Here is a 24,268-nt window from a genome sequence, read left to right as displayed (position 1 = left end):
TTCGTCGTGGCGCGGCGATCAGCTTCCGAGGATCGCGCCTTTGATCGCCGTGATGTTGTGCCGCATCATCTCGAGATAGGTCGCCGCCGGGCCGTTCTCGTCGGACAGGGCGTCGGAGTAGAGTTCACCGCCGATTTTCAGACCCGTCTCGCTGGCGATCTGCTCGATCAGGCGCGGATTGGTGACGTTTTCCACGAAGATTGCCGAAGCCTTGTCTTGCCTGATCTGTTTGATGAGGGCCGCGACGTCGGAAGCTGAAGCCTCAGATTCGGTGGAGACGCCCTCCGGCGCGAGGAATTTTATGCCGTATTCGTGCTCGAAATACCCGTAGGCGTCGTGGGAAGTGATGATCGTGCGCTTGTCCTCGGGGATCTCAGCTACAGCAGCCTTGATCTCCTCTTCCAGTGCCTCGAGCTGCTGGCCGTATGATTCGGCATTGGCCCGATAAGTGTCACAGCTGGCTGCATCGGCGGCACAGAAGGCATCGGCGATGTTCTTCACGTAGAGTTCGGCATTGTGCACCGACTGCCATGCATGGGGATCGGACTCGCCGTGATGATGGTGCCCTTCCTCATGGCCCTCTTCCGCCTCCGCGGCGTGCCCTGCCTCGCCCTTGGCGGCTTTATCCTGATCGTGGTGACCTTCTTCCTCGGTGTTGCGCAACACCTCGCCGCCTTTGGTCAACTCCACGACCGGCGCCTTCGTCGCGCTCGCCTCGACGAGACGCTGAAGGAAGCCCTCGAACTGGAGGCCGTTGACCAGCACCACGTCGGCAGAACCGACGGTGGCCGCGTCGGCCGGCTTCGGTTCGTAGACATGGGCGTCACCATTCGGGCCGACCAGCGTGATGATGTCGACACGGTCACCGCCGACATTCTTGGCGAAATCGGCAATGATCGAGAAACTGGCGACAACCTTGAGGTTCTCGGCCGCGGCCACCGACGGGATGATTGGCAACGATGTTATGACGCCCATCACGGCGGCGAGCTTCAGCGTCCTGGACATTCGATCAACTCCTTTGTTCAAGCGGTTCTGTGGGAGATGTGCCGGACGCGTGGCGAGCAGCCGCGCGTCCCGGCAGAGATGGAAGAAACGTAGATCGTGCCCGCCGACAGATGATCGCCGGGCCGGACGATCCCATCGAGGTGATGCACGGCGGGATGGCTGTTGTAGTCCAGCGTCAGGTCTTGAAAGATCACACAGGCAGCCATTCGATCCATCTCCGCGGGAGCCATCAAAGTCAGCCCAGCTCTTGACGATCCGTTATGTTATGTTATCACGTTCGTCAATCGAAAACGTTATATTATAACTAACGGTCACCGTTGTGCTCAAAACTGCCTGGAACACGAGGGAACATTGGATGCCTGGACGCAACCAGCAGTTCGTGCTCGACGCGTTGACGCGCTCCGAGAGGCCGATGGGGGCCTACGAACTGCTTGAACTCCTTCGCCAGGAAGGGCTCCGCTCTCCGCTACAGATCTATCGCGCTCTGGATCGGCTCATCGAGGAGGGCCTGGTTCACAGGATCGAGAGCCTGAGCGCGTTCGCGCTTTGCGTCCATAGCGAATGCACTCATGGGCGCGCCGCCTTTGCAATCTGCGCGAATTGCGGGCGGGCAAGTGAAGTTCATGACCCGGCATTGGAGCGGGTGCTGCGCCGGATTGCCCGACGGCAGGGCTTCCGAACCAAGTCGGCCACGGTGGAGCTTTCGGGTCTCTGCGAGGCCTGCGCGCATCGATGAGACGCCCGCCTTCCGTCGACGGGCGATCCCATTGGCTCGCGCCTGAACCAGCTGAAATCCGCAATCCAACATCCGGAGACGACCATGCCTCTTGAAGCATCCCCAGAAAATGCCCGTCACGGTTCTTACCGGTTACCTCGGCGCCGGCAAGACGACGCTGCTCAACCGCATTCTGACCGAACAGCATGGCAAGCGATACGCCGTGATCGTCAACGAGTTCGGCGAGGTTGGCATCGACAACGACCTCATCGTCGATACCGATGAAGAAGTCTTCGAGATGAATAACGGCTGCATCTGCTGCACGGTGCGCGGAGACCTGATCCGTATCATTGAGAGCTTGATGCGGCGCAGAGACCGTTTCGACGCAATCCTGATCGAGACGACCGGCCTCGCCGATCCCGCGCCCGTCGCCCAGACCTTCTTCGTCGACGACGATGTGAGGCAGAAGACGAAACTCGACGCGATCGTCACCGTCGTCGATGCGAAGCATCTCCTCTGCGAGTTGGATCATGCGCACGAGGCGCAGGAGCAACTCGCCTTTGCCGATATCGTCATACTCAACAAGACCGACCTGGTAGCGCCGACCGAACTCAAGGCAGTGGAGGCGCGCATTCGCAGGATCAACCCGACAGCTGCGATCAGGCATTCCATACGTTGCAACGTCCCACTCGACGAGGTTCTGGATCGCGCGGCGTTCGATCTGAACCGTGTCCTAGAAGTCGAGCCGGACTTTCTCGACGCGGAACACGACCATGAGCATGACGATCACGTCACCAGCTTTTCGCTTGTCACGGAAGCTTCGATCGATCCGCGCAAGTTCTTGCCGTGGATCCAGATGATCACACAGAAATTCGGCATCGACATGCTGCGCATGAAAGGCATCCTTGCGTTCAAGGGCGATGAAGACCGCTTTGTCGTTCAGGCCGTCCACATGCTGCTCGAAGGCGATCATTATCGCCCCTGGAAAAAGATGGAGAAGCGCGTGAGCCGCCTGGTGTTTATCGGCCGCAACCTGCCCAAAGGGCTGATTGAAGACGGCTTCCTCAAATGCCGTGCCGACGTGGACTCCGTAGAGGCCCTGAATGCATAGGTTCAGCAACGCTGACGAGAGCGCGCGTCCTTTATCCCTTTGGTCAGCCCGAGCGTCTTCGTCTTCGGGACGGGATCGTATATGAACCGTCTCGCGAACCCACTCGCCCCGCGCGGGTTTGCCCTTCCGGAGAAGACCAGCCAGATCAAGGTCTGGATTCGTGAGTCCCGCGGGCTCGATGACGATGTCGTCGTGTCCGTCACGGAGCTGGTATGCCGCAAAGATGGCTGTCCCGACATCGAAACGGTGATCGGCATAATGCGTCCCGGCGAGAAAATCGAGACGATCCGGCTTCGCAAGGCAATCGCCGATGTGACCTCGCACGATCTGCCGCGAGGATGAATAGATCGGCGTAGGCGCAGGGTGTTCGGCCTCTCGACCGAAGCTGTGGCGCTTACCGGGTGTCACCGGGCTGTGACCGAGATCGGGAACCGTCGACGAGAGCTAGTGCTCGCCGCATCTTTCGCCGCGCCATTGCTGGCGCTCGACTTCGCCCAACTCGACCACAAGGGCCAACTCGATCACGGGGAATGACCGCCGACCGTCAGCGACTGGTCGTCCTCCTTAACCACATGACGAATGCGGCGTAGCTCGCGGCTTTTCGCTGGTTTATGACAATGATCTGTGGTTGTAGCGCGTGGCGGTCGGGCAAAAAAATGCTCCGCTTTGCGTCTGTTTGCCCGGCTTTTCAGCCTATCTGAGGGAGTAATCGATAAAATGGCGAATGAAAACTGGCCCGTTTACGGTGAGATCACCGGCCCTGTCGTGATGATCGGCTTCGGCTCGATCGGACGGGGAACGCTGCCGCTGATCGAGCGCCATTTCAAGTTCGACAAGTCGCGCATGACGGTCATCGACCCACGCGATACCGACCGCAAGTTGCTCGACGAGCGCGATATCACCTTCATGCAGGATGCGGTGACCAAGAAGAACTATAAGAAGCTGCTGACGCCGCTGCTGACCAAAGGTGGCGGCCAGGGCTTTTGCGTCAACCTGTCGGTCGACACCGGCTCAGTGGATTTGATGCGGCTCTGTCGCAAGCTTGGTGTGCTCTACATCGATACCGTCGTCGAGCCATGGCTCGGCTTCTATTTCGACCCCAAGGCCGACAATGCCAGCCGCAGCAACTACGCGCTGCGTGAATCCATGATCGAAGAAAAGCACGCGCATCCCGGCGGGGCGACCGCAATCTCCACCTGCGGCGCCAATCCAGGCATGGTCTCGTGGTTCGTCAAGCAGGCGCTGGTCAACCTCGCCACCGATCTTGGCCTTGAGTTCTCGGAGCCCGCGCAGCACGATCGCGAAGGCTGGGCCAGGCTGATGAAGAAGGCCGGCGTCAAGGGCATTCACATCGCCGAGCGCGACACACAGCGCACCAAGAAGCCGAAGCCGATGGACGTGTTCTGGAACACCTGGTCGGTCGAAGGCTTCATCTCGGAAGGGCTGCAACCGGCCGAGCTCGGCTGGGGCACGCATGAGAAGTGGATGCCGAAGAACGCCAAGGAGCACAAGCATGGCTCGAAGGCCGCGATCTACCTGGAGCAGCCGGGCGCCAACACGCGTGTGCGCAGCTGGTGCCCGACGCCCGGACCGCAATACGGATTCCTGGTGACGCACAACGAGTCGATTTCGATCGCCGACTTCTTCACCCTGCGCGGCAAGAAGGGCAAGGTTCAATATCGCCCGACCTGTCACTACGCCTACCATCCCTGCAATGACGCCATGCTGTCGCTGCACGAGATGTTCGGCGCCGCCGGCAAGGCGCAAGCCGTACATCACGTGCTCGATGAGAACGAACTGGTCGACGGTGTCGACGAGCTCGGCGTGCTGCTCTACGGCCACGACAAGAACGCCTATTGGTACGGCTCGCAACTGTCGCTGGCGGAAGCGCGCAAGCTGGCGCCTTATCAGAACGCCACGGGCATGCAGGTCACGTCGGCTGTGCTGGCGGGCATGGTCTGGGCGCTGGAAAATCCCGAGGCCGGCATCGTCGAGGCCGACGAGATGGACTACAGGCGCTGCCTGGAAGTGCAGTCCCCCTATCTCGGGCCGATCAAGGGCTACTACACCGATTGGACGCCGCTCGATAACCGCCCTGGTCTGTTCCCGGAAGACCTCGACAAGAACGACCCATGGCAATTCCGCAACATCCTCGTTCGATAGTGCAATATCCTCGTTCGATAGCAATATCTCACTGCCTTGCAATCGCCTGGAAATCGGGCGATTGAAGGAAGGTGGGCCAGAGCGACGTGCGTCCATTTGGACGCACAAAGTGCGCTCCAGCGCTTGAAATGTACGCATCGTGCTTTCCGAAAAATCGGATCGATTTTCGGGCCGATGCGAGAGGAGAGGATTTTGATGATGACGATTGCGCGCAAATTGCTTTCGGCCGGCATTGTCGCGGCCGCTGCCGCCTCGGCGGCGTGCACCACCGCCGGCCCGGGCGGGCCGCCTTTGGCCACGCGGAGCCCGGTCGAAGGCTCATGGATCGACGCGCAAGGCACGGGCCTGTCGACCTTCGCCGGCGGCAGCTTCAACACCGTCGCGACCGACACCGGCCAGAAACTTGCCGACGGCAGCTATACCATGACCGGCGGTACCTCGGTCGAGATCCAGGGCACTTCGCTGATCCGCCAGACGCCGATCAGCTTCAACTGCTTGTTGATCTCCACCTCCCAGCTTAATTGCACCAGCGCGAGCGGACAGAACTTCGTGCTGACGCGACGCACCTGAGCCCATACTGAATTGCTTTTGCAAAGGACGGCGGCTTGAGGCCGCCGTCCTTTTTGCGCCGGCAAAGCTGTCCCCGATTCCGCTTGCATCACCTAAAACGCGATGTGAACATGGGCAAAAAGCTGGCTGTTATGCTCCAGTCAAGCAAGGGCGTTAAACAGGTCATCCGGGAGACGAAGATGAAGAAGATAGCCGTCATTGCCGCCCTGTCGGCGTCCGCGCTTGGCCTTTCGGCCGGCGTGTCCTTTGCCGACTACACGCTGAACATCCTGCACATCAACGACTGGCACAGCCGCATCGAAAGCAACAACAAATATGAATCGACCTGCTCGGCCGAAGAGGAGACCAAGGGCGAGTGCATCGGCGGCGCGGCGCGGCTGATCACCGCGATCGCCCAGGAGCGCAAGAAACTCGAGGGGCAGAATGTGCTGCTGCTCAGCGCCGGCGACAACTTCCAGGGCTCGCTATTCTACATCACCTACAAGGGCAAGACCGAAGGCGAATTCCTCAACCAGATGAAATTCGACGCCATGGGGGTTGGCAATCACGAGTTCGACGACGGTGAGGCGGCGCTGGCGCCGTTCCTGGACATGATCCAGTTTCCGGTGCTCGGCGCCAATGTGAAGGCCAACGCGCAATCCAAGCTCGGCGATCGCGTGAAACCGTCGGTCGTGATCGAGGTCGGCGGCCAGAAAATCGGCATCGTCGGCGCGGTCACCAACGACACGCCGGAGCTCGCTTCGCCAGGTCCTAACGTCACGATCGAGGACGACGTCAAGTCGATCACATCAGAGGTCGAGAAGCTGAAGGGAGAAGGCGTCAACAAGATCATCGCGGTCACCCATATCGGTTACAAGCGCGAGCGCGACGTCATCGCCAAGATCCCGGGTGTCGACGTGGTGGTCGGCGGCCACAGCCATTCGCTGCTGTCCAACACCGACCCCAAGGCTGAAGGCCCCTACCCGACGATGGTCGACAATCCGGACGGCTACAAGGTGCCGGTCGTCCAGGCGGCGTCCTATTCGAAATATCTCGGCGAGTTCAAGGTCGTGTTTGACGATAACGGCGTCGTCAAGCAAGCCAGCGGCGACCCGATCTACCTCGACAAGTCGATCACGCCGGATTCCGCCGCGCTTGCCCGCATCAAGGAGCTTGGCGCGCCGATCGAGGCGTTGAAGAACAAGGAGGTCGCCGAGACCACCAAGGCGATCGACGGCAGCCGTGAGAACTGCCGCACCCGCGAGTGCGAGATGGGTAACCTTGTCTCCGATGCCGTCCTCGACCGCGTCAAGGATCAGGGTGTCGAGATCGTCATCACGAATGGCGGCGGTCTGCGCGCTTCGATCGACCAGGGCACCGTCACCATGGGCGAGGTGCTGAACGTGCTGCCATTCCAGAACACAGTGGCGACCTTCCAGATTTCCGGCAAGGATCTGGTTGCCGGGCTCGAGAACGGTCTCAGCCAGATCGAGGACGGCGCCGGCCGCTTCCCGCAGGTTGCCGGCCTGAAGTATTCATTCGACAAATCGGCCGCCCCGAATGCCGGGCGCGTCAAGTCGGTCGAAGTCATGCAAGGCGGCGCGTGGACGCAGATCAATCCGGACAAGGATTACCTGGTCGCCACCAACAACTATGTGCGCCAGGGCGGCGATGGCTACGACGTATTCGCCGACAAGGCCAAGAACGCCTACGATTACGGTCCGGGGCTCGAACAGGTGGTCGCCGATTATCTCGGCGCGCATCGGCCCTATACGCCGAAGCTCGATGGCCGTATCACCGAGATCGTGGCCGCCGCGGCGGAACCGGCCCAGGAACCGGCTAAGCCGGCTGAAACCGCGCCTGCTCCGGCCGAGCCGGCAAAACCGGCAGAAACGGCTCCAGCCGCAACTGCGGAGCCGGCGATGCCCGAACCGCCGGCTGGTTCGGACGATATCGCCACGACGCCGCCAGCCGTCCCGGCGGAACCCGCCCCGGCAGCGCCGGCACCTGCCGAGCCGGCTAAACCGGCCGAGACGGCGCCCGTGGCACCGGCTCCTGCGGCGGAACCGGCCAAACCAGCCGAGGCTGCGCCTGCCGAGCCGGCAAAGCCGGCCGAGGCAACACCGGCCGAAAGCAGCCATGTGATCGTTGTCGGCGATACCTATTGGGACCTGGCGGAGAAGGCCTATGGCGATGGCGCCAAGTGGAAAACGATCTCGGACGCCAACAAGGATTATGAGCCGCGCCGCCTTCCCGTCGGCGCAACCTTGACCATCCCGGCCGCAAACTAAATTCTTCCGTCGTTTCTGGAAAACCCGTCCGGGGAACCGGGCGGGTTTTCTGCTTTCCGCCCGAGGTAAGATAAGGTGCGGCCAGACGCTGCATTGAAAACCGGCGCGGCATCGCTAGTTTCGCGCGGTGTCCGGAGATCCCTAATGACGCTTTCCAACCCTGTCGATCCCAAGGCCGCGGCGGCGAAGGGCGTCGGCCCGCTCCCGGCAGGACAGCCGCCGGTCGGGGCGGGCAGGATCGGCGTCATGCTGGTTAATCTCGGCACGCCCGACGGCACGGAATTCAAGCCGATGTGGCGCTATCTCAGGGAATTCCTGTCCGATCCGCGCGTCATCGAGCTCAACAAGGCGATCTGGTACCCGATCCTCTACGGGCTGGTTCTCACCACACGGCCGAAGAAGTCGGGCGCCAACTATGCCAGGATCTGGAACCGGCAGCGCAACGAGTCGCCGCTGCGCACCTACACCCGCGCCCAAAGCGAAAAGCTGACCGAGGCGCTGCGCGACCTGCCCGACGTTATCGTCGACTGGGCGATGCGTTACGGCAATCCGTCGACCGAGAGCGTCGCCAAAGGGTTGGTCGCGCAAGGCTGCGACCGCATTCTCTCTTTTCCACTCTATCCGCAATATTCCGCGACCACCACCGCGACCGCCAACGACCAGCTGTTTCGCGCGCTGATGAAGATGCGCCGCTCCCCGGCGGTCCGCAGCGTGCCGCCCTACTATGCCGAACCGGTCTATATCGAGGCGCTTGCCCGTTCGATCTCGCGCCATCTGGCGACGCTCGATTTCGAGCCGGAGGTGGTCATCGCCTCCTATCACGGCATTCCGAAACCCTATTCCGACAAGGGTGACCCCTATCAGGCCCATTGCTTGGAGACGACCCGGCTGCTGCGGGAAAAGCTCGGCTGGGATGAGAAGAGGCTGATCACCACATTCCAGTCGCGCTTCGGTGCTCAGGAATGGCTACAGCCCTACACCGACAAGACGGTCGAGAAATTGGCCGGAGAAGGCGTGAGATCGATCGCCATCGTCAATCCGGGCTTTTCTGTCGACTGCATCGAGACGCTGGACGAGATCGGCAGAGAGGCGGCCGAGACCTTCCATCACGCAGGCGGCGAGAAGTTCGCACACATCCCCTGCCTCAACGACAGTGCCGAGGGCATGGCGGTGATCGAGGCGATGGTGCGGCGCGAACTGTCGGGCTGGATCTGAAGCGGACATAATCGAGCGCCGCAAGCCCGGCTGTCTATGCACCGACAATCCGCGATCACCTGATTGTAACATTTCTGAAACACACTTAAGTGTTTGGTGAAGTCGGTTGCGTTGAAACGTCTACTGCATCGGCCGGAAAATCGGACTCGATTTTTGGAAAGCACGATGCGCAGGTACAAAGGTTAAAGCGTACTTTGTGCGTCCAGTGGACGCGCGTCGCATCAATGTGCTCGGCATCTGAGGGAGAGCCAAATGGATTTCAGTGGTTTCGATATCGCGCTTCTTGTTCTTGTCGCTCTTGTCGTGCTCGTGCTTTTCAAAGGCATCCGTACAATCCCGCAAGGCTACAATTATACCGTCGAACGCTTTGGCCGCTATACCAAGACATTGAGCCCCGGTCTCAACATCATCGTGCCGTTCGTCGATCGCATCGGCGCCAAGTTGAACATGATGGAGCAGGTGCTCGACGTCCCGACCCAGGAGATCATTACCCGCGACAACGCCACCGTCGCCGTCGACGGCGTTGCATTCTACCAGGTGCTCAACGCCGCGCAGGCCGCCTACCAGGTCGCTGGGCTGGAGAACGCCATCCTCAACCTGACGATGACCAACATCCGTACCGTGATGGGTTCGATGGACCTCGACGAGCTTTTGTCGAACCGCGACGCCATCAACGAACGCCTGCTGCGCGTCGTCGACGAGGCCGCGCATCCCTGGGGCATCAAGATCACTCGTGTCGAGATCAAGGACATCAATCCGCCGGCCAATCTCGTCGAATCGATGGGTCGCCAGATGATGGCCGAACGCAACAAGCGCGCGCAGATCCTTGACGCCGAAGGCCTCAAGCAGTCGCAGATCCTGGAAGCCGAGGGCCGCAAGGAAGCCGCCTTCCGCGACGCCGAGGCGCGCGAACGCTCGGCCGAGGCCGAGGCCCGCGCCACGCAGGTGGTGTCGGAAGCGATCTCCAAGGGCGACGTGCAGGCGCTCAACTACTTCGTTGCGCTGAAATACACCGAAGCGCTGACCAGGATCGGCTCTGCCACAAACAGCAAGGTCGTGCTGATGCCGATAGAAGCTTCGTCGCTGATCGGCACGCTCGGCGGCATCGGAGAGATCGCCAAGGAAGTCTTCGGGGGCGAAGGCAATGCCGGCGCCGCGCGGCAAGCGTCACGCCCGCCCGTGGTTCGCCCCAGCCAGACCTGAGGCCGATCCCATGTTCGACCGCATCATTTCCGAACTCGGCCCTTGGAGTTGGATGGTTCTCGGCTTCGTCCTCCTCGTGATGGAGGTCATCGCACCGGGCATCTTCATGCTATGGATCGGCATCGCCGCGCTGCTGGTCGGTGCTGTCTCCCTGCTCATCTGGGACGCAGGTTTTTGGACCTGGCAGATCCAGGTTCTCGCCTTCCTCGCGATGTCGCTGGTTTCAACCTATGTCGGCAAGAGACTGGCGGGCGAACGCCACGACCCGACAGACCAGCCGCTGCTCAACCGCCGCGGCGCACAGATGATCGGCAGGACGGCGACGCTGGCCGAGCCGATCAAGGACGGCCGCGGCCGCATAAAACTGGGCGACACGCTATGGCGCGTCTCCGGGCCCGATCTGCCGGCCGGCACGCAGGTGCGCGTGACGGGCGCGGCCGATACCGATCTGGAACTGACGGTCGAGCCGGTTTAGGACTGATCCCACCAATCTCGGCGGGACGACTTTTCAAACAGGCCTGAGGTGTCAAGCCGCGCCGATGCGCAGCAGGTCGTGCAGATGGACAAGTCCGACTGGCCGTCTGCCCTCGACAACCATCAGGCTGGAGATGGCCGAATTGTTGATCGTCTGCAGCGCCGTCGCCACCAGCGTATCCGGCCCGGCCGTCTTCGGCTCCTTGGTCATCACCTGATCGACACTCATCGCCAGAAGATTGCTGCCGATGTGGCGCCTGATATCGCCGTCGGTGACGATGCCGATCAGCGCACCATCCGCAGCGGTTATCGCCACGCAGCCAAACCCCTTGCGCGACAATTCGAGGATCGCTTCGCGCATTCCAGTGCCGGAAGGCACCAGCGGCAGCCTGTCGCCGACATGCATGATGTCGCGGATCTGCGTCAGATTGGCGCCAAGTTGCCCGCCGGGATGGAAGGTGCGGAAATGATCCGGCGTGAAGCCGCGCGCTTCGAGCAACGCGATGGCCAGCGCATCGCCGATCACCAGTTGCAGCAGCGTCGATGTCGTCGGCGCCAGGCCATGCGGGCAGGCTTCCGGCGCACGCGGCAGCAGAAGCACCACATCGGCCGCGCGCGCCAGCGCCGATCGCTCTCCGGCGGTGACCGCGATCAGCGGAATCGAGAAGCGCCTGGAGTAGGCGATGATGCCCTTGAGCTCTCGGCTCTCGCCCGACCACGACATGGCGATGATGGCATCGTCCTTGGCGATCATGCCGAGGTCGCCGTGATTGGCTTCGGCAGGATGGACGAAGAAAGCCGGCGTGCCGGTCGAGGCGAGCGTCGCCGCGATCTTTGAGCCGATATGGCCGCTCTTGCCGACGCCGGTGACGATGACGCGGCCCTCGATCTGCGACACCATGTCGATGGCGCGCGCGAACGGTTCGGTCAATCCGTTTTCGAGCGCGGCCGCCAGCGCCGCGACACCGGCCTGCTCGGTCGCTACCGTTCTGAGCGCCGAGGCGATCGAAGCTTGCCCGTCGAGCCGCTTCTTGTCTGGGGATCCCGCATGCATGGCTGATGCGATTAGCGCTTTGCCGCGCGCCTGTCCAACGGAATTGCCATCCAGCGAGGCCTGATCAACAGCCGCCTCAATCCTCCGTTAACCATCCCTGTTTACGGTTCGGTAAGTATGGCGCGCGTGCGCCGCGCAAGCAGTGGTGGCGATGTCCGGGGCTCAGCCTGAAAAGAAAAGAAGACGAAACGGCAAGGCGGTCTGCGCCTTGCTGCTGGCGACCAGCGTCTTCGCCTTGCTGCGGCCTGCGCAGGCTTATGCCCAGGTAACCGAGCTGCGCGGCGAGGTTTCGGAATCGGCAATTCTGGACGACCAGCAGCGCAAGACCAGGCAGTTGAGCATGGCCAGCGCCCAGGATCAGACGGCACAGGCCGGCGCAACCACCCAGAGCAATGCGCCGGCGCCTACCTATCAGCCGGCCAGCCCGGGCGCCGTACAGGACGACGACATGGCGCCCGCGACCGGCAGCATTTTCGATCCGCCGGAAGCCACCGACGATGCGTTTGCGGACACCCCCGCTCCCGTCCCGCCGCGCCGGCCATCGAGCGCAACGCAACGCGCGGTCGATCTAGACGAGGCCGCGGCCGCCGAGACGCAAGCCGCCGCCGCGACTGCAGCCACGACAGATGACACGGACACCGCCGAGACGGACCAGGACGCCACCAATCGCCGTGCCGTGACCATTGATTCCGCCGACAGGCAGCAGCTCGATCCGGGCGCCGAGCGCACCGAAGCCATCGAAGGCCGGGACAAGAGGGCCGAGGACGACCCGTTCGCCGCCACCGGCATCAAACTCGGCTCCTTTGTGATCAGGCCGACGCTCGAGCAGGGCCTGACGGCGTCGTCGAATGCCGATTCAAGCAGCGAAGGCAAGCCGGCCCTGCTGTCCGAAACGACGCTGCGTTTCAATGCCATCTCCGACTGGCGTGAGAATTCGGCTGTCATCGACGGCTATGGCACCTTTCTCAAAACGATATCGGGCGACGAGGTTCAGGAGGCACGGGGCCGTGTCGATGGCACGCTCAACGTCGACCTCGACAACGATCTGCGCGCTATCGCCAAGCTCGGTTACGAGGCGGCACCGGAATCGGCTTCGTCGCCGGTCGTCATCGAAGGCACCGTCGAGCAGCCGGTGCGCCAGACCATTGACGGCAGCCTTGCGGTCGAGAAGGATGCCGGCAAGATGCGCTTCGCCCTGACCGGCGCAGTCGAACACGACATTTACGGCGACGCCAAGCTTTCGACGGGCGGAACGCTGTCGCAGAAAGACCGCGATTCGACGCTCTATACCGCCACCTTGCGCACCGGCTATGAGATTTCTCCCGCCATCACCCCTTTCACCGAGGTCGAAATCGGCCGCCGGGTCTATGATTTGCGCGTCGACACCAATGGTTTCGAACGATCTTCGACGCGGCTCGGCGTTCGGGCCGGCGCCGAACTCGACCTCGGTGAGAAGCTTGCCGGCGAATTCTCGGCCGGCTGGCTGCGGGAGGCGATCGACGACGACCGCCTGCCGGCTATTTCGGGTGCCACGGTGAACGCCGACCTCAGATGGTCGCCGGAACGCGGCACCACGATCGGCCTCACCGGGCAGACGATCGTCGAGGGCACGACAACCCCCAACGAAAGCGGCGACATCCTTTACTCCGGCCGCCTCACCGGCGAGCGGGAAATCCGTGCCAACCTGATCGGGAACGCAGCTCTCGGCGTGGACTGGCGCGACTACATCGGGTCCGACGGCCATGATCTGACGCTGAGCGCGGAGGCCGGATTGACATGGTGGCTGAACCGGTATGCCGGACTGACCACCCGCGCCAGAACCGAAAAACAGACCAGCAACCTGGAAGGCCGCGACTACACCGCCCACAGCGTCTTCGTCGGTGTGAAGCTGCAGCCGTAAAGCAAACCGTTGAAGGTTTGAGGTATGTCGAGATTCGGGTCAGGCGGTGGCGAGAACGGTGGTTTCGAGACCTGAACGCGGCCTACATTGGGGTATGCGATTTCCTAAAACGCGTCGCATTTGAACGGATTCATGCGACGCGCTTTAGGTTCTTGTTTTTATGCAAGTCGTTATCGCAAAACCGCTGCGCACTTTTGCGCGACATGCATTAGAACGCCGCGCCCCTCTGCTCCGACGGTTTCATCTCGTCGAGAAGCTTGCGGATAACGCCCGCCATGCGGCCGTTTATGTCGCTGCGCCACAGCGCGAAGGCGACGTTGGCCTCGACAAAGCCTTCCGGCGATCCGCAATCGAAGGTGCGCCCCTGGTAGTGGCAGCCATAGAAGGGCTGTTGCTTCTCCAGCTTCAGCATCGCATCGGTGAGTTGGATCTCGTTGCCGGCGCCCTTCTCCTGGCCCTCGAGAATCCCAAATATCTCCGGCTGCAGGATGTAGCGCCCGTTGATGTATAGATTGGAGGGTGCCGTGCCGGTCTTCGGCTTCTCCACCATGCCGGTGATGCGGAAACCGTGATGCGTATCCTCGCCGCGGCCGACGATGCCGTATTTATGGGCCTCGGCGGGGTCGCATTCCTGAACCGCGACGATGTTGTTGCCGGTCTCGGCATAAAGCTCGACCATCTCCTTCATGCAGCTTTTTTCCGACTGCATGATCATGTCAGGCAAAAGCAGCGCGAAGGGCTCGTCGCCGACCAGCTCGCGGGCGCACCAGACGGCATGGCCGAGGCCAAGCGGTACCTGCTGGCGCGTGAAGCTGGTCTGCCCCGGCGAGGGTTGCAGCCGCTGCAGGCGGGCGAGCTCGTCGTCCTTGCCGCGCTGGGCGAGCGTGTCATAGAGTTCGAACTGGACGTCGAAATGGTCCTCGATGACCGCCTTGTTGCGGCCGGTCACGAAGATGAAATGCTCGATGCCGGCTTCGCGTGCCTCGTCGACCACATACTGGATGACTGGCCTGTCGACGACCGTCAGCATTTCCTTGGGTATGGCCTTGGTGGCCGGGAGAAAACGCGTGCCGAGACCGGCGACCGGGAAAACTGCCTTGCGAACTCTCTTCATGCTGTCAATTATCCGCTTCTAAGCCTGTTCGGCAATCCTGCTTCAAGACATTTTCGTGCCGGAATCGAGGATTATGGAACGACTGGTCAGAAAAAAATTTGTAGTCCGTAAAGCACCAACCCGCCTTTTCGTTCCCAACGGCACCTATGGTAAACTAAATGCTAACCGGGTTCGGCGATGAATGATCTTCCTGTGATGAAGAAGGAGGAAAAGATGTCCGTTCGCAACGTCGCAACGCGCTTCACAAGCTTCGTTGCGGCCGCCAGCCTGTCGCTTGCCTTGCTGATGCCCACCGGATCGGCTTTTGCCGACGCCGGTTTCCGGCAATGGGTGGCGAGCTTCCGCGCCACCGCGGTGCGGAGCGGCGTTTCCGGCGCCGTTTACGACCGCGCATTCGAGGGCGTCAGCGATGCCGACCCGGTCGTGCTGGAAAAAGCGCGTTATCAACCCGAATTCACCGCGCCCGCCTGGGACTATTTCGACAACCGCGTCCACGACCAGTCGGTCGCTGTTGGCCGGCAGATGGCCAGGAAGTGGAAGCCGTGGCTGGACAGGATCGAGGCAAAATACGGCGTCGACCGTCATATCCTGCTGGCCATCTGGTCGATGGAATCGAATTACGGCGAAATCCTCAAGCGCGACGATGTCATGCGCAATGTCGTCCGTTCGCTGGCAACGCTTGGCTATGCCGATTCGAGACGATCGAAATTTGCCCGCACCCAGTTGATCGCGGCGCTGAAAATCCTGCAAAGGGGCGACATCGATAAAAGCCACCTCAGCGGCTCATGGGCCGGCGCCATGGGCCATACCCAATTCATTCCCACCAGCTATCAGGCCTATGCGGTCGATATGGACGGCGATGGCAAGCGCGACATCTGGAATTCGATTCCCGATGCATTGGCAACGGCCGCCAATCTGCTCAAGAAGAACGGCTGGCAGGCCGGCAAGACCTGGGGCTATGAAGTCAGCCTTCCCGACGGAAAGAAGTTCCCGGCCGGATCGAAGTCACTATCGCAATGGCAAGCGCTGGGTGTCACGCGTGTCAACGGCAAGCCGTTCAAGAATAGCGCGGAGAAGGCCACGCTGAAGGTGCCAGGCGGCCGCGGCGGCCCGGCTTTCCTGATGATCAAGAATTTTTCGGTCATCAAGCGCTACAACAATGCCGACAAATACGCGGTTGCCGTTGGCCTTCTTGCCGACGGAATCGCCGGCTATGGTGGGCTTGTGCAGGACTGGAAACGGCCTTTCACGAAGCTCTCCTTCGAGGAGAGGCAAGAGCTTCAGCAGCGGCTTTCCCAGTACGGCTACTATGACGGCAAGTTCGACGGCAAGATCGGCGAGGGATCGAAAGCCGCCATCATGGCCCTCCAGGCGAAGGCTGGCTTGACCCAGGACGGACATCCGAGCATGGAAGTGCTCAAATGGCTCAGGCAGAACTAGCATCGCACAGGGGCAGACCTGGAGCATCGGACCCAAACCGGTTTTGGGGAATCCGATGCTCAAAAAAGATAGAGCGGCGGCACGGTTGAGGATCGGCGCTCTTAAGGGATGGAGAGGGTAATTGGTTTCGGCTGCGCGTATCCGGGTAATCCTTCGTCGCGTGCCGATCCTGATTCTGGCTATTGCGGTTCTGGCCGTCAGTACTGCCGCCGTCTTTCACACGCCGGCCATGGCGCAGGAAGAACAAAGGCGTGGCTGGTCGCTGCGCGACTTGTTGTTTCTGCGCCGAAGCGAGCGGGTGGGCCGAACCGAGTGGATGGAACCACCGCGACAGATCCAGAGGGCCGGGCCACGGAAGCTAAAAGCAAGAAAGCCCCGCGCCGCGCCGCGCCGGCGGGCTGAGCCGGCAACCCCGATTGTCGAGAAGGCGCCGGATGCCCGCACCGTTCTGGTGGTCGGCGATTTCATGGCGAGCGGCCTCGCCGAAGGTCTCGATACCGCCTTTGCCGAAAACACCAACGTCAGGATCGTCGTGCGCAGCAACGGTTCGTCCGGTTTCGTGCGTGACGATTTCTACAACTGGCCCGAACAGATCAAGTCGCTGATCGAGACCGAAAAGCCCGCGGCCGTGATCGTCATGCTGGGCTCCAACGATCGGCAGCAAATGCGCGTGAACGGTGAACGCGAACAGCCGCGGTCCGAGGCCTGGACCAAGGAATACGAAGGCCGGACCGAAGCGTTCGGTAAGGCCATTGCAGCGGCCAAGGTGCCGTATCTATGGGTCGGCATGCCGGCATTCAAGGCGCCGAAGATGACCTCAGACATGCTGGCTTTCAACGACATTTACCGCTCGACGGCCGAAAGCCATGGCGGCGAATTCGTCGACATCTGGGACGGTTTCGTCGACGAGGACGGCGCCTTTGTCACCAGCGGACCTGATATCAACGGCCAGCCGGTGCGCCTGCGCACCGACGACGGCATCTATGTGTCGAAAGCCGGCAAACGCAAGCTCGCCTTCTATGCCGAAAAACCCTTGATGAAGATCCTTGGAATGACCGCGCCCACGGGCACACCGGCAGCTTACGCGCCAGCGGGCGCTCCCGTCGAGGCGCCGGCACCAGCACCCATGGCCGTCGATCGCACCGTGCCGATGCTGCTCAACGACCCGGCGCTCGATGGCGGTTCTGAACTTCTCGGCGCCGCACCGCCGGCGAAGGCGGACGGGCACGGCGAAAAACTCGTCGTCGAGGGCAAGGCGCCCGCTGCTTCGCCCGGCCGCGCCGACGATTTTTCCTGGCCGCCCAGGAGACAGCCTGCGGCGGCAGCCGCGACCGAAACGACCACGGCGATCACTCCATAAACCTGCCCCGGGCAGCGGAAGGGCAGAAAGCGCCTTCAGATGGCCGCAGGAGTAGCGCTCGAGACAGACTCAGCGCGGCAGCACGCTCGATCCCATCAGCGCCTCGTCGATCGAACGAGCCGCCTGCCGGCCCTCGCGGATCGCCCAGACGACCAGCGATTGACCGCGGCGCACATCGCCCGCCGCATAGAGCTTTTCGACGCTGGTCTTGTAGTCGCGGTCATTGGCCTCGACGTTGTTCGAGCGGCGGCTGTCGATGACGATCTTCATCTGGCCAGCCAGCTCCGACACCGGTCCGACGGTAGCCGGCCCGGCAAAGCCGATGGCGATGAAGGCGAGATCCGCTCGGATGACGAATTCCGTGCCGGCGATCGGCTTGCGCTTTTCATCGACCTCGCAGCATTTGACGCCGGTCAACGCGCCGTCCTCGCCGATGAATTCGAGCGTTGCCACCTGGAACTCGCGCTCGGCGCCTTCAGCCTGCGAGGACGAGGTGCGCATCTTCGTCGCCCAGTAAGGCCAGACCGAAAGCTTGTCTTCCTTTTCCGGCGGCTGCGGCCGGATGTCGAGCTGTGTGACGCGCACGGCGCCCTGACGGAAGGCGGTGCCGACGCAGTCGGAGGCGGTGTCGCCGCCGCCGACGACGACGACATGCTGGCCGCCGGCGACGATCGGCGGCGAGGGCCACGCCACCGACTGGATCGGCTCACCGCCGATGCGCTTGTTCTGCTGCACCAGATAGGGCATCGCGTCATGAACGCCGTCGAGATCGTCACCGGGAATGTTGGCCGGGCGCGGCGTTTCCGAACCGCCGCAATAGAGCACAGCATCGTATTCGGCGAGCAGCTGCGCCACCGGTTTGTCGACGCCGACATTGACGCCGCAATGGAAGCTCACGCCCTCGCCTTGCATCTGCTCGATGCGCCGGTCGATATAGTGCTTCTCGATCTTGAAGTCGGGGATGCCGTAGCGCATCAGCCCGCCCGGCCGGCTCTCGCGCTCAAAGACGTGGACGTCGTGGCCGGCGCGGCCAAGCTGCTGGGCGGCCGCCATGCCGGCCGGCCCCGAGCCAATGACGGCGACGCGCCTGCCGGTCTTCTTTTCCGGCGGGTAGGGCCGGATATGACCGGTTTCATAGGCCTTGTCGGCGATCGCCTGCTCGATCGTCTTGATGGCGACCGGAATGTCCTCAAGGTTCAGCGTGCAGGCTTCCTCGCAAGGTGCCGGACAGATGCGGCCGGTGAATTCCGGGAAATTGTTGGTCGAGTGCAGGTTGCGGATCGCATTGTCCCAGTCGCCATTGTAGACGAGGTCGTTCCAGTCCGGGATCTGGTTGTGGACCGGGCAGCCGGTCGGCCCGTGGCAGTACGGAATGCCGCAATCCATACAGCGCGCGGCCTGTTTCTCGACCTCCTTATCCGACATCGGCAGCGTGAACTCGCGAAAATGCCGGATGCGGTCGGAAGCCGGCTGGTACTTGTGCACCTGCCGGTCGATCTCGAGAAACCCTGTTACCTTGCCCATAGTCCAGTCCCTGCTGTCCAGATGGCGCGCTCGACGACGCACCCGTTAACCTCATAAGGCAGCCATGGCAACCTTCAGTGCGAGGCCAGGATTGTTGATGAAGGCGTCGACCGGGAAGCCTGGCTTCCCGGCAACTCCCAAAGCCTATTCCGCCGCCACGCCCATGCGCATGCGTTCCATTTCGATCAGCGCGCGGCGGTATTCGACCGGCATGATCTTCCGGAATTTCGGCCGGAAAGTCGCCCAGTTGTCGAGGATCTCGCGGCCTCGCACCGAACCCGTATAATGGACGTGGTTCGAGATCAGCTGATAGAGCCGCTCCTCGTCATGGCTGGTCATGTCGCCGGACACGTCGACGCGGCCTTTGTGGTCGAGATCGCCGCCATGATGGAGCAGTTTCTCCATCAGGTCGTCTTCTTCGGGAACGGGTTCCAGTTCGACCATCGCCATGTTGCAACGCTCGGCGAAATCACCTTCCTCGTCGAGCACATAGGCGACGCCGCCCGACATGCCGGCGGCGAAGTTGCGGCCGGTCTGGCCGATGACGACGACAATGCCGCCGGTCATGTACTCGCAGCCATGGTCGCCAACGCCTTCGACGACGGCGGCCACGCCCGAATTGCGAACCGCAAAACGCTCACCGGCAACGCCGCAGAAATAGGCCTCGCCTTCGGTTGCGCCGTAGAGCACGGTGTTGCCGACGATGATCGACTCCGCGGCGACGATCTTCGTGTTCTCCGGCGGGCGGATGACGATGCGTCCACCCGACAGCCCCTTGCCGACATAGTCGTTGCCGGCGCCAATCAGCTCGAACGAAACCCCCCGAGCCAGGAAGGCGCCGAAGGACTGGCCGGCGGTGCCGGTGAGCTTCACCGAGATCGTGTCCTCGCGCAGGCCCTTGTGCTTGAAGCGCTTTGCCACTTCACCGGACAGCATGGCGCCGGTGGAACGGTCGACATTGCGGATCGGCAGCTCGATGCTGACCGGCTGCCTGGCCTCGAGCGCCGGCTTGGCCAACTCGATCAGCTTGCGGTCGAGCACGTCGTCGATCGGATGCTTCTGCCGCTCGGTCCAGTGCACCGCCTCATGCGGGGCATCCGGCTTGAAGAACATCCTGCTGAAATCGAGCCCGCGCGCCTTCCAGTGCTGGATCAGCGCCCGCTTTTCCAAGAGATCGGTGTCGCCGATGATCTGGTCGAGATGGGTGTAGCCCATCTCGGCGAGCAGCGCCCGCACCTCTTCCGCCACATAGAAGAAGAAGTTGATGACGTGTTCCGGCGTGCCCTTGAAACGCTTGCGCAACACCGGATCCTGCGTCGCGACGCCGACCGGGCAGGTGTTGAGGTGGCACTTGCGCATCATGATGCAGCCGGCCGCGATCAGCGGCGCGGTCGAGAAGCCGAATTCATCGGCGCCAAGCAATGCACCGATGACGACGTCGCGACCGGTGCGCAGGCCGCCATCGACCTGCAGCGCGACGCGCGACCTGAGGCCATTGAGCACCAGCGTCTGGTGCGTCTCGGCAAGGCCCATTTCCCACGGGCTGCCGGCGTGCTTGAGCGAGGTCAGCGGCGATGCGCCGGTGCCGCCGTCATAGCCGGAAATGGTGATGTGATCGGCGCGCGCCTTGGCGACGCCGGCCGCAACCGTGCCGACGCCGACTTCCGAGACCAGCTTGACCGAGACATCAGCCGCCGGATTGACGTTCTTGAGATCGAAGATCAGCTGCGCCAGATCCTCGATCGAGTAGATGTCGTGATGCGGCGGCGGCGAGATCAGGCCGACGCCGGGCGTCGAATGCCTGACCTTGGCAATGGTGGCATCCACCTTGTGGCCGGGCAGCTGACCGCCCTCGCCGGGCTTTGCGCCTTGCGCGACCTTGATCTGCATCACATCGGAATTCACCAGATATTCGGCCGTCACGCCGAACCGCCCGGAAGCGACCTGCTTGATCGCCGACCGCTCGGGGTTCTTGCCGCCGCCCGGCAGCGGCAGGTAGCGGTCGGCCTCTTCGCCGCCCTCGCCGGTGTTCGACTTGCCGCCGATCGTGTTCATGGCGCGCGCCAGCGTGGTGTGCGCTTCCCTGGAAATCGAGCCGAAGGACATCGCACCGGTCGAGAACCGCTTGACGATATCGGCCGCCGACATAACCTCGTCGAGCGCGACCTTCTTGCGGCCGGTTTCTTCGGCGAGCCTGATCTTGAACAGGCCGCGAATGCTCTGCGCCCGCGCCGTCTCGCTGTCGATCTGGGCGGAATAGTCCTTGAACGTCTCCCATGAGCCTTGGCGCACGGCGTGCTGCAAGGTGGCCACCGCATCGGGCGACCAGATATGCGCTTCGCCGCGCATGCGGAACATGTACTCGCCGCCGACCTCAAGGCTGTTGCGCAGCACCGGGTCGTTGCCGAAGCCGTCGGTATGGCGGCTGACCGTCTCGGCAGCGATCTCTTCCAGCCCGACGCCTTCGATCAGCGTCGCGGTGCCGGTGAAGTACTTCTGGACGAAATCCGACTTCAGCCCGATCGCGTCGAAGATCTGCGCGCCGCAATAGGACTGGTAGGTCGAGATGCCCATCTTCGACATCACCTTGAGGATGCCCTTGCCGATCGACTTGATGTAGCGGGTGACGACTTCATAGGCGTCGACCTCCGCCGGCAGCTCGCCGCGCTTGTGCATGTCGAGCAATGTGTCGAAGGCCAGGTAAGGATTGATCGCCTCGGCGCCGTAGCCGGCAAGGCAGCAGAAATGATGCACCTCACGCGGCTCGCCGGACTCGACGACGAGCCCCACCGACGTGCGCAAGCCCTTGCGGATCAGATGATGGTGGACGGCCGCCGTCGCCAGCAATGCCGGAATGGCGATGCGGTCCGGCCCGAGCTGACGGTCGGACAGGATGATGATGTTGTAGCCGCCGGCGACCGCCGCCTCGGCGCGCTCGCACAGCCGGTCGATGGCGCCCTGCATGCCGGCCGCGCCTTCGTTCGAAGCATAGGTGATGTCGATCGTCTTGGTGTCGAAACGGTCCTCGGTATGACCGATGGAGCGGATCTTCTCCAGATCGCCATTGGTCAGGATCGGCTGGCGCACTTCGAGCCGCTTGCGACGCGAATTGCCGACGAGGTCGAAGATGTTGGGCCTCGGCCCGATGAAGGACACCAGGCTCATCACCAGCTCTTCGCGGATCGGGTCGATCGGCGGGTTGGTGACCTGGGCAAAATTCTGCTTGAAATAGGTATAGAGCAGCTTCGATCTGTCCGACATCGCCGAAATCGGCGTGTCGGTGCCCATCGAGCCGACCGCTTCCTGGCCGGTGGTTGCCATCGGCGACATCAACAGCTTGGTGTCTTCCTGGGTGTAGCCGAACGCCTGCTGGCGATCGAGCAGGCTGACGTCCCTGCGCAGCGCGCGCGGCTCGACCGGCTTCAGATCCTCGAGGATAAGCTGGGTGTTGGCGAGCCAGTTCTTGTAGGGATGTCTGGTCGCGATCTCCGACTTGATCTCCTCGTCGGAAACGATGCGGCCCTTCTCCAGGTCGATCAAAAGCATGCGGCCGGGCTGAAGCCGCCACTTCTTGACGATTCTTTCCTCCGGCACCGGCAGCACGCCGGCTTCCGAGGCCATGATGACGCGATCGTCGTCGGTGACGATGTAGCGCGCCGGGCGCAGCCCGTTGCGGTCGAGTGTGGCGCCGATCTGGCGGCCGTCGGTAAAGGCCACCGCCGCCGGCCCGTCCCACGGCTCCATCAGGGCCGCGTGGTATTCGTAAAAGGCCTTGCGATCTTGATCCATCAGCTTGTTGCCGGCCCAGGCTTCAGGGATCAGCATCATCATCGCGTGAGCGAGCGAGTAGCCGCCCTGCGTCAGGAATTCGAGCGCGTTGTCGAAACAGGCGGTGTCCGACTGCCCCTCATAGGAGATCGGCCACAGCTTGGAGATGTCGTTGCCGAACAATTCGGAATCGACCGAGGCCTGCCGCGCCGCCATCCAGTTGACGTTGCCGCGCAGCGTATTGATCTCGCCATTGTGGGCGACCATGCGATAGGGATGCGCCAGCTTCCACGACGGGAAGGTGTTGGTCGAGAAACGCTGGTGGACCAGGATCAGTGCCGTCTCGAAACGCGGATCGGTCAGATCATTGTAATAGGCGCCGACCTGATAGGCCAGGAACATGCCCTTGTAGACGATGGTCCGCGATGACATAGACACGACGTAGAAGCCATTATCGACGCCCTTGGTCTCTTCATGGATACGACCGGAAATGACCTTGCGCAGGATGTAGAGCCGCCGCTCGTAATCATCGTCGCTCTCGATCTCGGGGCCACGACCCAAAAACACCTGCCGCTGGACCGGTTCGGAAGCAGCGATATCAGGCGCCTTTGACAGCAATGAATTGTCGACCGGTACATCGCGAAAACCGAGCAGCGGCTGGCCTTCAAGCTGCGCCACCTCGGCGATGATGCCTTCGATATGCGCCTGAAGCTCAGGATCGCGCGGCATGAACACATGGCCGACGGCGTAATGGCCGGGCTTGGGCAGTTCGACGCCTTGGCTGGCCATCTCCTCGCGGAAGAAGCGGTCGGGAAGTTGCACCAGCACGCCGGCGCCGTCGCCCATCAGCGGATCGGCGCCGACGGCGCCGCGATGCGTCAGGTTTTCGAGCACCGCAAGGCCGTCCTTGACGATCTGATGCGACTTCACGCCCTTCATGTTGACGATGAAGCCGACGCCGCAGGCATCGTGCTCGTTGCGCGGATCGTAAAGGCCTTGCGCGGCAAAGCCGGCATGGGTTCGCCCGATATTGGTCAGGCCAGTGGCGATGGACCGATTTTTGACAGCTGGCGCTTTCGTCTGCGCGGCCGGGCCGTTCGTCGCAGATGGCGTCATTTCCGTCATCATCCTGTCCTCCATTCCCAGCCCTAAGGGCGCTGGTTTTCGTTGGGAAGCGCATGAGCTTCCCTCTCATCCTTACGGCACGTCTTGCGAAATCCTTGCCGAACCAGGCGGCCTGGTTCGCATCCGGCAATCGTACAGGCCAGAGCCGGGCTGTCTACCTGTCGCTCGCGGCAACGGCCGGAGAGGCCCGATGATACGCCAATCCAGCCTTTTTTGTGCGACAAAATAAGACAGCACTACTGTCCTAAATTTTTATG

General features: G+C 62.3%; 18 protein-coding genes. 12 read left to right on the top strand and 6 right to left on the bottom strand.

Annotated features, from left to right (window positions below; translation table 11 throughout):
• Positions 1–18: 18 nt before the first annotated feature.
• Positions 19–1,005: a zinc ABC transporter substrate-binding protein AztC gene (gene aztC / locus CIT26_RS11490; protein ID WP_095492678.1), complete on the bottom strand. Its 987-nt coding sequence runs from the start codon at positions 1,003–1,005 to the stop codon at positions 19–21.
• Positions 1,006–1,022: 17 nt separating this feature from the next.
• The gene (locus tag CIT26_RS37070) at positions 1,023–1,211 is read right to left on the bottom strand and encodes a hypothetical protein (protein ID WP_095492677.1); all 189 of its coding nucleotides are present in this window, start codon (positions 1,209–1,211) and stop codon (positions 1,023–1,025) included.
• A 149-nt stretch (positions 1,212–1,360) separates the two neighbouring features.
• Here CIT26_RS37070 and CIT26_RS11480 point away from each other — a divergent pair, with 149 nt between their 5' ends.
• The 9 genes from CIT26_RS11480 to CIT26_RS11440 all read left to right on the top strand — a co-directional run bounded on the left by CIT26_RS11480 (position 1,361) and on the right by CIT26_RS11440 (position 10,727).
• Complete coding sequence (locus tag CIT26_RS11480) at positions 1,361–1,741, top strand: Fur family transcriptional regulator (protein WP_095492676.1); 381 nt, start codon at positions 1,361–1,363, stop codon at positions 1,739–1,741.
• Positions 1,742–1,850: 109 nt separating this feature from the next.
• Positions 1,851–2,831, top strand: a complete 981-nt coding sequence (locus tag CIT26_RS11475; RefSeq protein ID WP_095492675.1) for a CobW family GTP-binding protein — start codon at positions 1,851–1,853, stop codon at positions 2,829–2,831.
• A gap of 81 nt (positions 2,832–2,912) precedes the next feature.
• A complete protein-coding gene (locus CIT26_RS11470) occupies positions 2,913–3,173 on the top strand; it encodes a nitrate reductase (RefSeq protein ID WP_095492674.1) in 261 nt (86 codons plus the stop codon).
• Positions 3,174–3,548: 375 nt separating this feature from the next.
• Positions 3,549–4,994 (top strand): homospermidine synthase, encoded by a 1,446-nt coding sequence (locus CIT26_RS11465; protein WP_095492673.1) that lies wholly within the window; start codon positions 3,549–3,551, stop codon positions 4,992–4,994.
• Positions 4,995–5,192: 198 nt separating this feature from the next.
• Positions 5,193–5,564: an outer membrane lipoprotein Omp10 gene (gene omp10, locus CIT26_RS11460; RefSeq protein WP_095492768.1), complete on the top strand. Its 372-nt coding sequence runs from the start codon at positions 5,193–5,195 to the stop codon at positions 5,562–5,564.
• 179 nt (positions 5,565–5,743) lie between these two features.
• Entirely contained in the window at positions 5,744–7,834 is a 2,091-nt protein-coding gene (locus CIT26_RS11455) for a bifunctional metallophosphatase/5'-nucleotidase (RefSeq protein WP_095492767.1), read from the top strand.
• A gap of 144 nt (positions 7,835–7,978) precedes the next feature.
• On the top strand, positions 7,979–9,049 hold the full coding sequence (gene hemH, locus CIT26_RS11450) for a ferrochelatase (RefSeq protein WP_095492672.1): 1,071 nt from the start codon (positions 7,979–7,981) through the stop codon (positions 9,047–9,049).
• Between the two features lie 252 nt (positions 9,050–9,301).
• Complete coding sequence (locus tag CIT26_RS11445) at positions 9,302–10,252, top strand: SPFH domain-containing protein (RefSeq protein WP_095492671.1); 951 nt, start codon at positions 9,302–9,304, stop codon at positions 10,250–10,252.
• 10 nt (positions 10,253–10,262) lie between these two features.
• Positions 10,263–10,727, top strand: a complete 465-nt coding sequence (locus CIT26_RS11440; protein WP_095492766.1) for an NfeD family protein — start codon at positions 10,263–10,265, stop codon at positions 10,725–10,727.
• Between the two features lie 51 nt (positions 10,728–10,778).
• Here the strand turns inward: CIT26_RS11440 and CIT26_RS11435 are convergent, their stop codons facing one another.
• The gene (locus tag CIT26_RS11435; protein WP_095492670.1) at positions 10,779–11,780 is read right to left on the bottom strand and encodes a KpsF/GutQ family sugar-phosphate isomerase; all 1,002 of its coding nucleotides are present in this window, start codon (positions 11,778–11,780) and stop codon (positions 10,779–10,781) included.
• A 151-nt stretch (positions 11,781–11,931) separates the two neighbouring features.
• Here CIT26_RS11435 and CIT26_RS11430 point away from each other — a divergent pair, with 151 nt between their 5' ends.
• Positions 11,932–13,680, top strand: coding sequence for an outer membrane beta-barrel protein (locus CIT26_RS11430; protein ID WP_095492669.1), 1,749 nt, complete (start codon positions 11,932–11,934; stop codon positions 13,678–13,680).
• Between the two features lie 208 nt (positions 13,681–13,888).
• Here CIT26_RS11430 and galU read toward each other — a convergent pair whose 3' ends face one another.
• On the bottom strand, positions 13,889–14,794 hold the full coding sequence (galU, locus tag CIT26_RS11425; RefSeq protein WP_095492668.1) for a UTP--glucose-1-phosphate uridylyltransferase GalU: 906 nt from the start codon (positions 14,792–14,794) through the stop codon (positions 13,889–13,891).
• A 213-nt stretch (positions 14,795–15,007) separates the two neighbouring features.
• Here galU and CIT26_RS11420 point away from each other — a divergent pair, with 213 nt between their 5' ends.
• Positions 15,008–16,234, top strand: coding sequence for a lytic murein transglycosylase (locus CIT26_RS11420; protein ID WP_095492765.1), 1,227 nt, complete (start codon positions 15,008–15,010; stop codon positions 16,232–16,234).
• Positions 16,235–16,355: 121 nt separating this feature from the next.
• Positions 16,356–17,594, top strand: coding sequence for an SGNH/GDSL hydrolase family protein (locus tag CIT26_RS11415; protein ID WP_095492667.1), 1,239 nt, complete (start codon positions 16,356–16,358; stop codon positions 17,592–17,594).
• Positions 17,595–17,663: 69 nt separating this feature from the next.
• Here the strand turns inward: CIT26_RS11415 and CIT26_RS11410 are convergent, their stop codons facing one another.
• Positions 17,664–19,118: a glutamate synthase subunit beta gene (locus CIT26_RS11410; RefSeq protein WP_095492666.1), complete on the bottom strand. Its 1,455-nt coding sequence runs from the start codon at positions 19,116–19,118 to the stop codon at positions 17,664–17,666.
• A gap of 144 nt (positions 19,119–19,262) precedes the next feature.
• A complete protein-coding gene (gltB, locus tag CIT26_RS11405) occupies positions 19,263–24,011 on the bottom strand; it encodes a glutamate synthase large subunit (RefSeq protein WP_095492764.1) in 4,749 nt (1,582 codons plus the stop codon).
• Positions 24,012–24,268: the final 257 nt, after the last annotated feature.

It is taken from the genome of Mesorhizobium temperatum, assembly GCF_002284575.1.
GTDB classification, from domain to species: Bacteria; Pseudomonadota; Alphaproteobacteria; order Rhizobiales; family Rhizobiaceae; genus Mesorhizobium; species Mesorhizobium temperatum.
The sequence above is the reverse complement of the archived record's forward strand: the minus strand, read 5'-3'. Positions and strand labels throughout refer to the sequence as shown.

Coding starts and splice junctions, on each gene's coding strand:
- aztC (WP_095492678.1), bottom strand. CDS start 1,005: ATGTCCAGGACGCTGAAGCTCGCCGCCGTGATGGGCGTCATAACATCG.
- CIT26_RS37070 (WP_095492677.1), bottom strand. CDS start 1,211: ATGGCTGCCTGTGTGATCTTTCAAGACCTGACGCTGGACTACAACAGC.
- CIT26_RS11480 (WP_095492676.1), top strand. CDS start 1,361: ATGCCTGGACGCAACCAGCAGTTCGTGCTCGACGCGTTGACGCGCTCC.
- CIT26_RS11475 (WP_095492675.1), top strand. CDS start 1,851: ATGCCCGTCACGGTTCTTACCGGTTACCTCGGCGCCGGCAAGACGACG.
- CIT26_RS11470 (WP_095492674.1), top strand. CDS start 2,913: ATGAACCGTCTCGCGAACCCACTCGCCCCGCGCGGGTTTGCCCTTCCG.
- CIT26_RS11465 (WP_095492673.1), top strand. CDS start 3,549: ATGGCGAATGAAAACTGGCCCGTTTACGGTGAGATCACCGGCCCTGTC.
- omp10 (WP_095492768.1), top strand. CDS start 5,193: ATGACGATTGCGCGCAAATTGCTTTCGGCCGGCATTGTCGCGGCCGCT.
- CIT26_RS11455 (WP_095492767.1), top strand. CDS start 5,744: ATGAAGAAGATAGCCGTCATTGCCGCCCTGTCGGCGTCCGCGCTTGGC.
- hemH (WP_095492672.1), top strand. CDS start 7,979: ATGACGCTTTCCAACCCTGTCGATCCCAAGGCCGCGGCGGCGAAGGGC.
- CIT26_RS11445 (WP_095492671.1), top strand. CDS start 9,302: ATGGATTTCAGTGGTTTCGATATCGCGCTTCTTGTTCTTGTCGCTCTT.
- CIT26_RS11440 (WP_095492766.1), top strand. CDS start 10,263: ATGTTCGACCGCATCATTTCCGAACTCGGCCCTTGGAGTTGGATGGTT.
- CIT26_RS11435 (WP_095492670.1), bottom strand. CDS start 11,780: ATGCATGCGGGATCCCCAGACAAGAAGCGGCTCGACGGGCAAGCTTCG.
- CIT26_RS11430 (WP_095492669.1), top strand. CDS start 11,932: ATGTCCGGGGCTCAGCCTGAAAAGAAAAGAAGACGAAACGGCAAGGCG.
- galU (WP_095492668.1), bottom strand. CDS start 14,794: ATGAAGAGAGTTCGCAAGGCAGTTTTCCCGGTCGCCGGTCTCGGCACG.
- CIT26_RS11420 (WP_095492765.1), top strand. CDS start 15,008: ATGTCCGTTCGCAACGTCGCAACGCGCTTCACAAGCTTCGTTGCGGCC.
- CIT26_RS11410 (WP_095492666.1), bottom strand. CDS start 19,118: ATGGGCAAGGTAACAGGGTTTCTCGAGATCGACCGGCAGGTGCACAAG.
- gltB (WP_095492764.1), bottom strand. CDS start 24,011: ATGACGGAAATGACGCCATCTGCGACGAACGGCCCGGCCGCGCAGACG.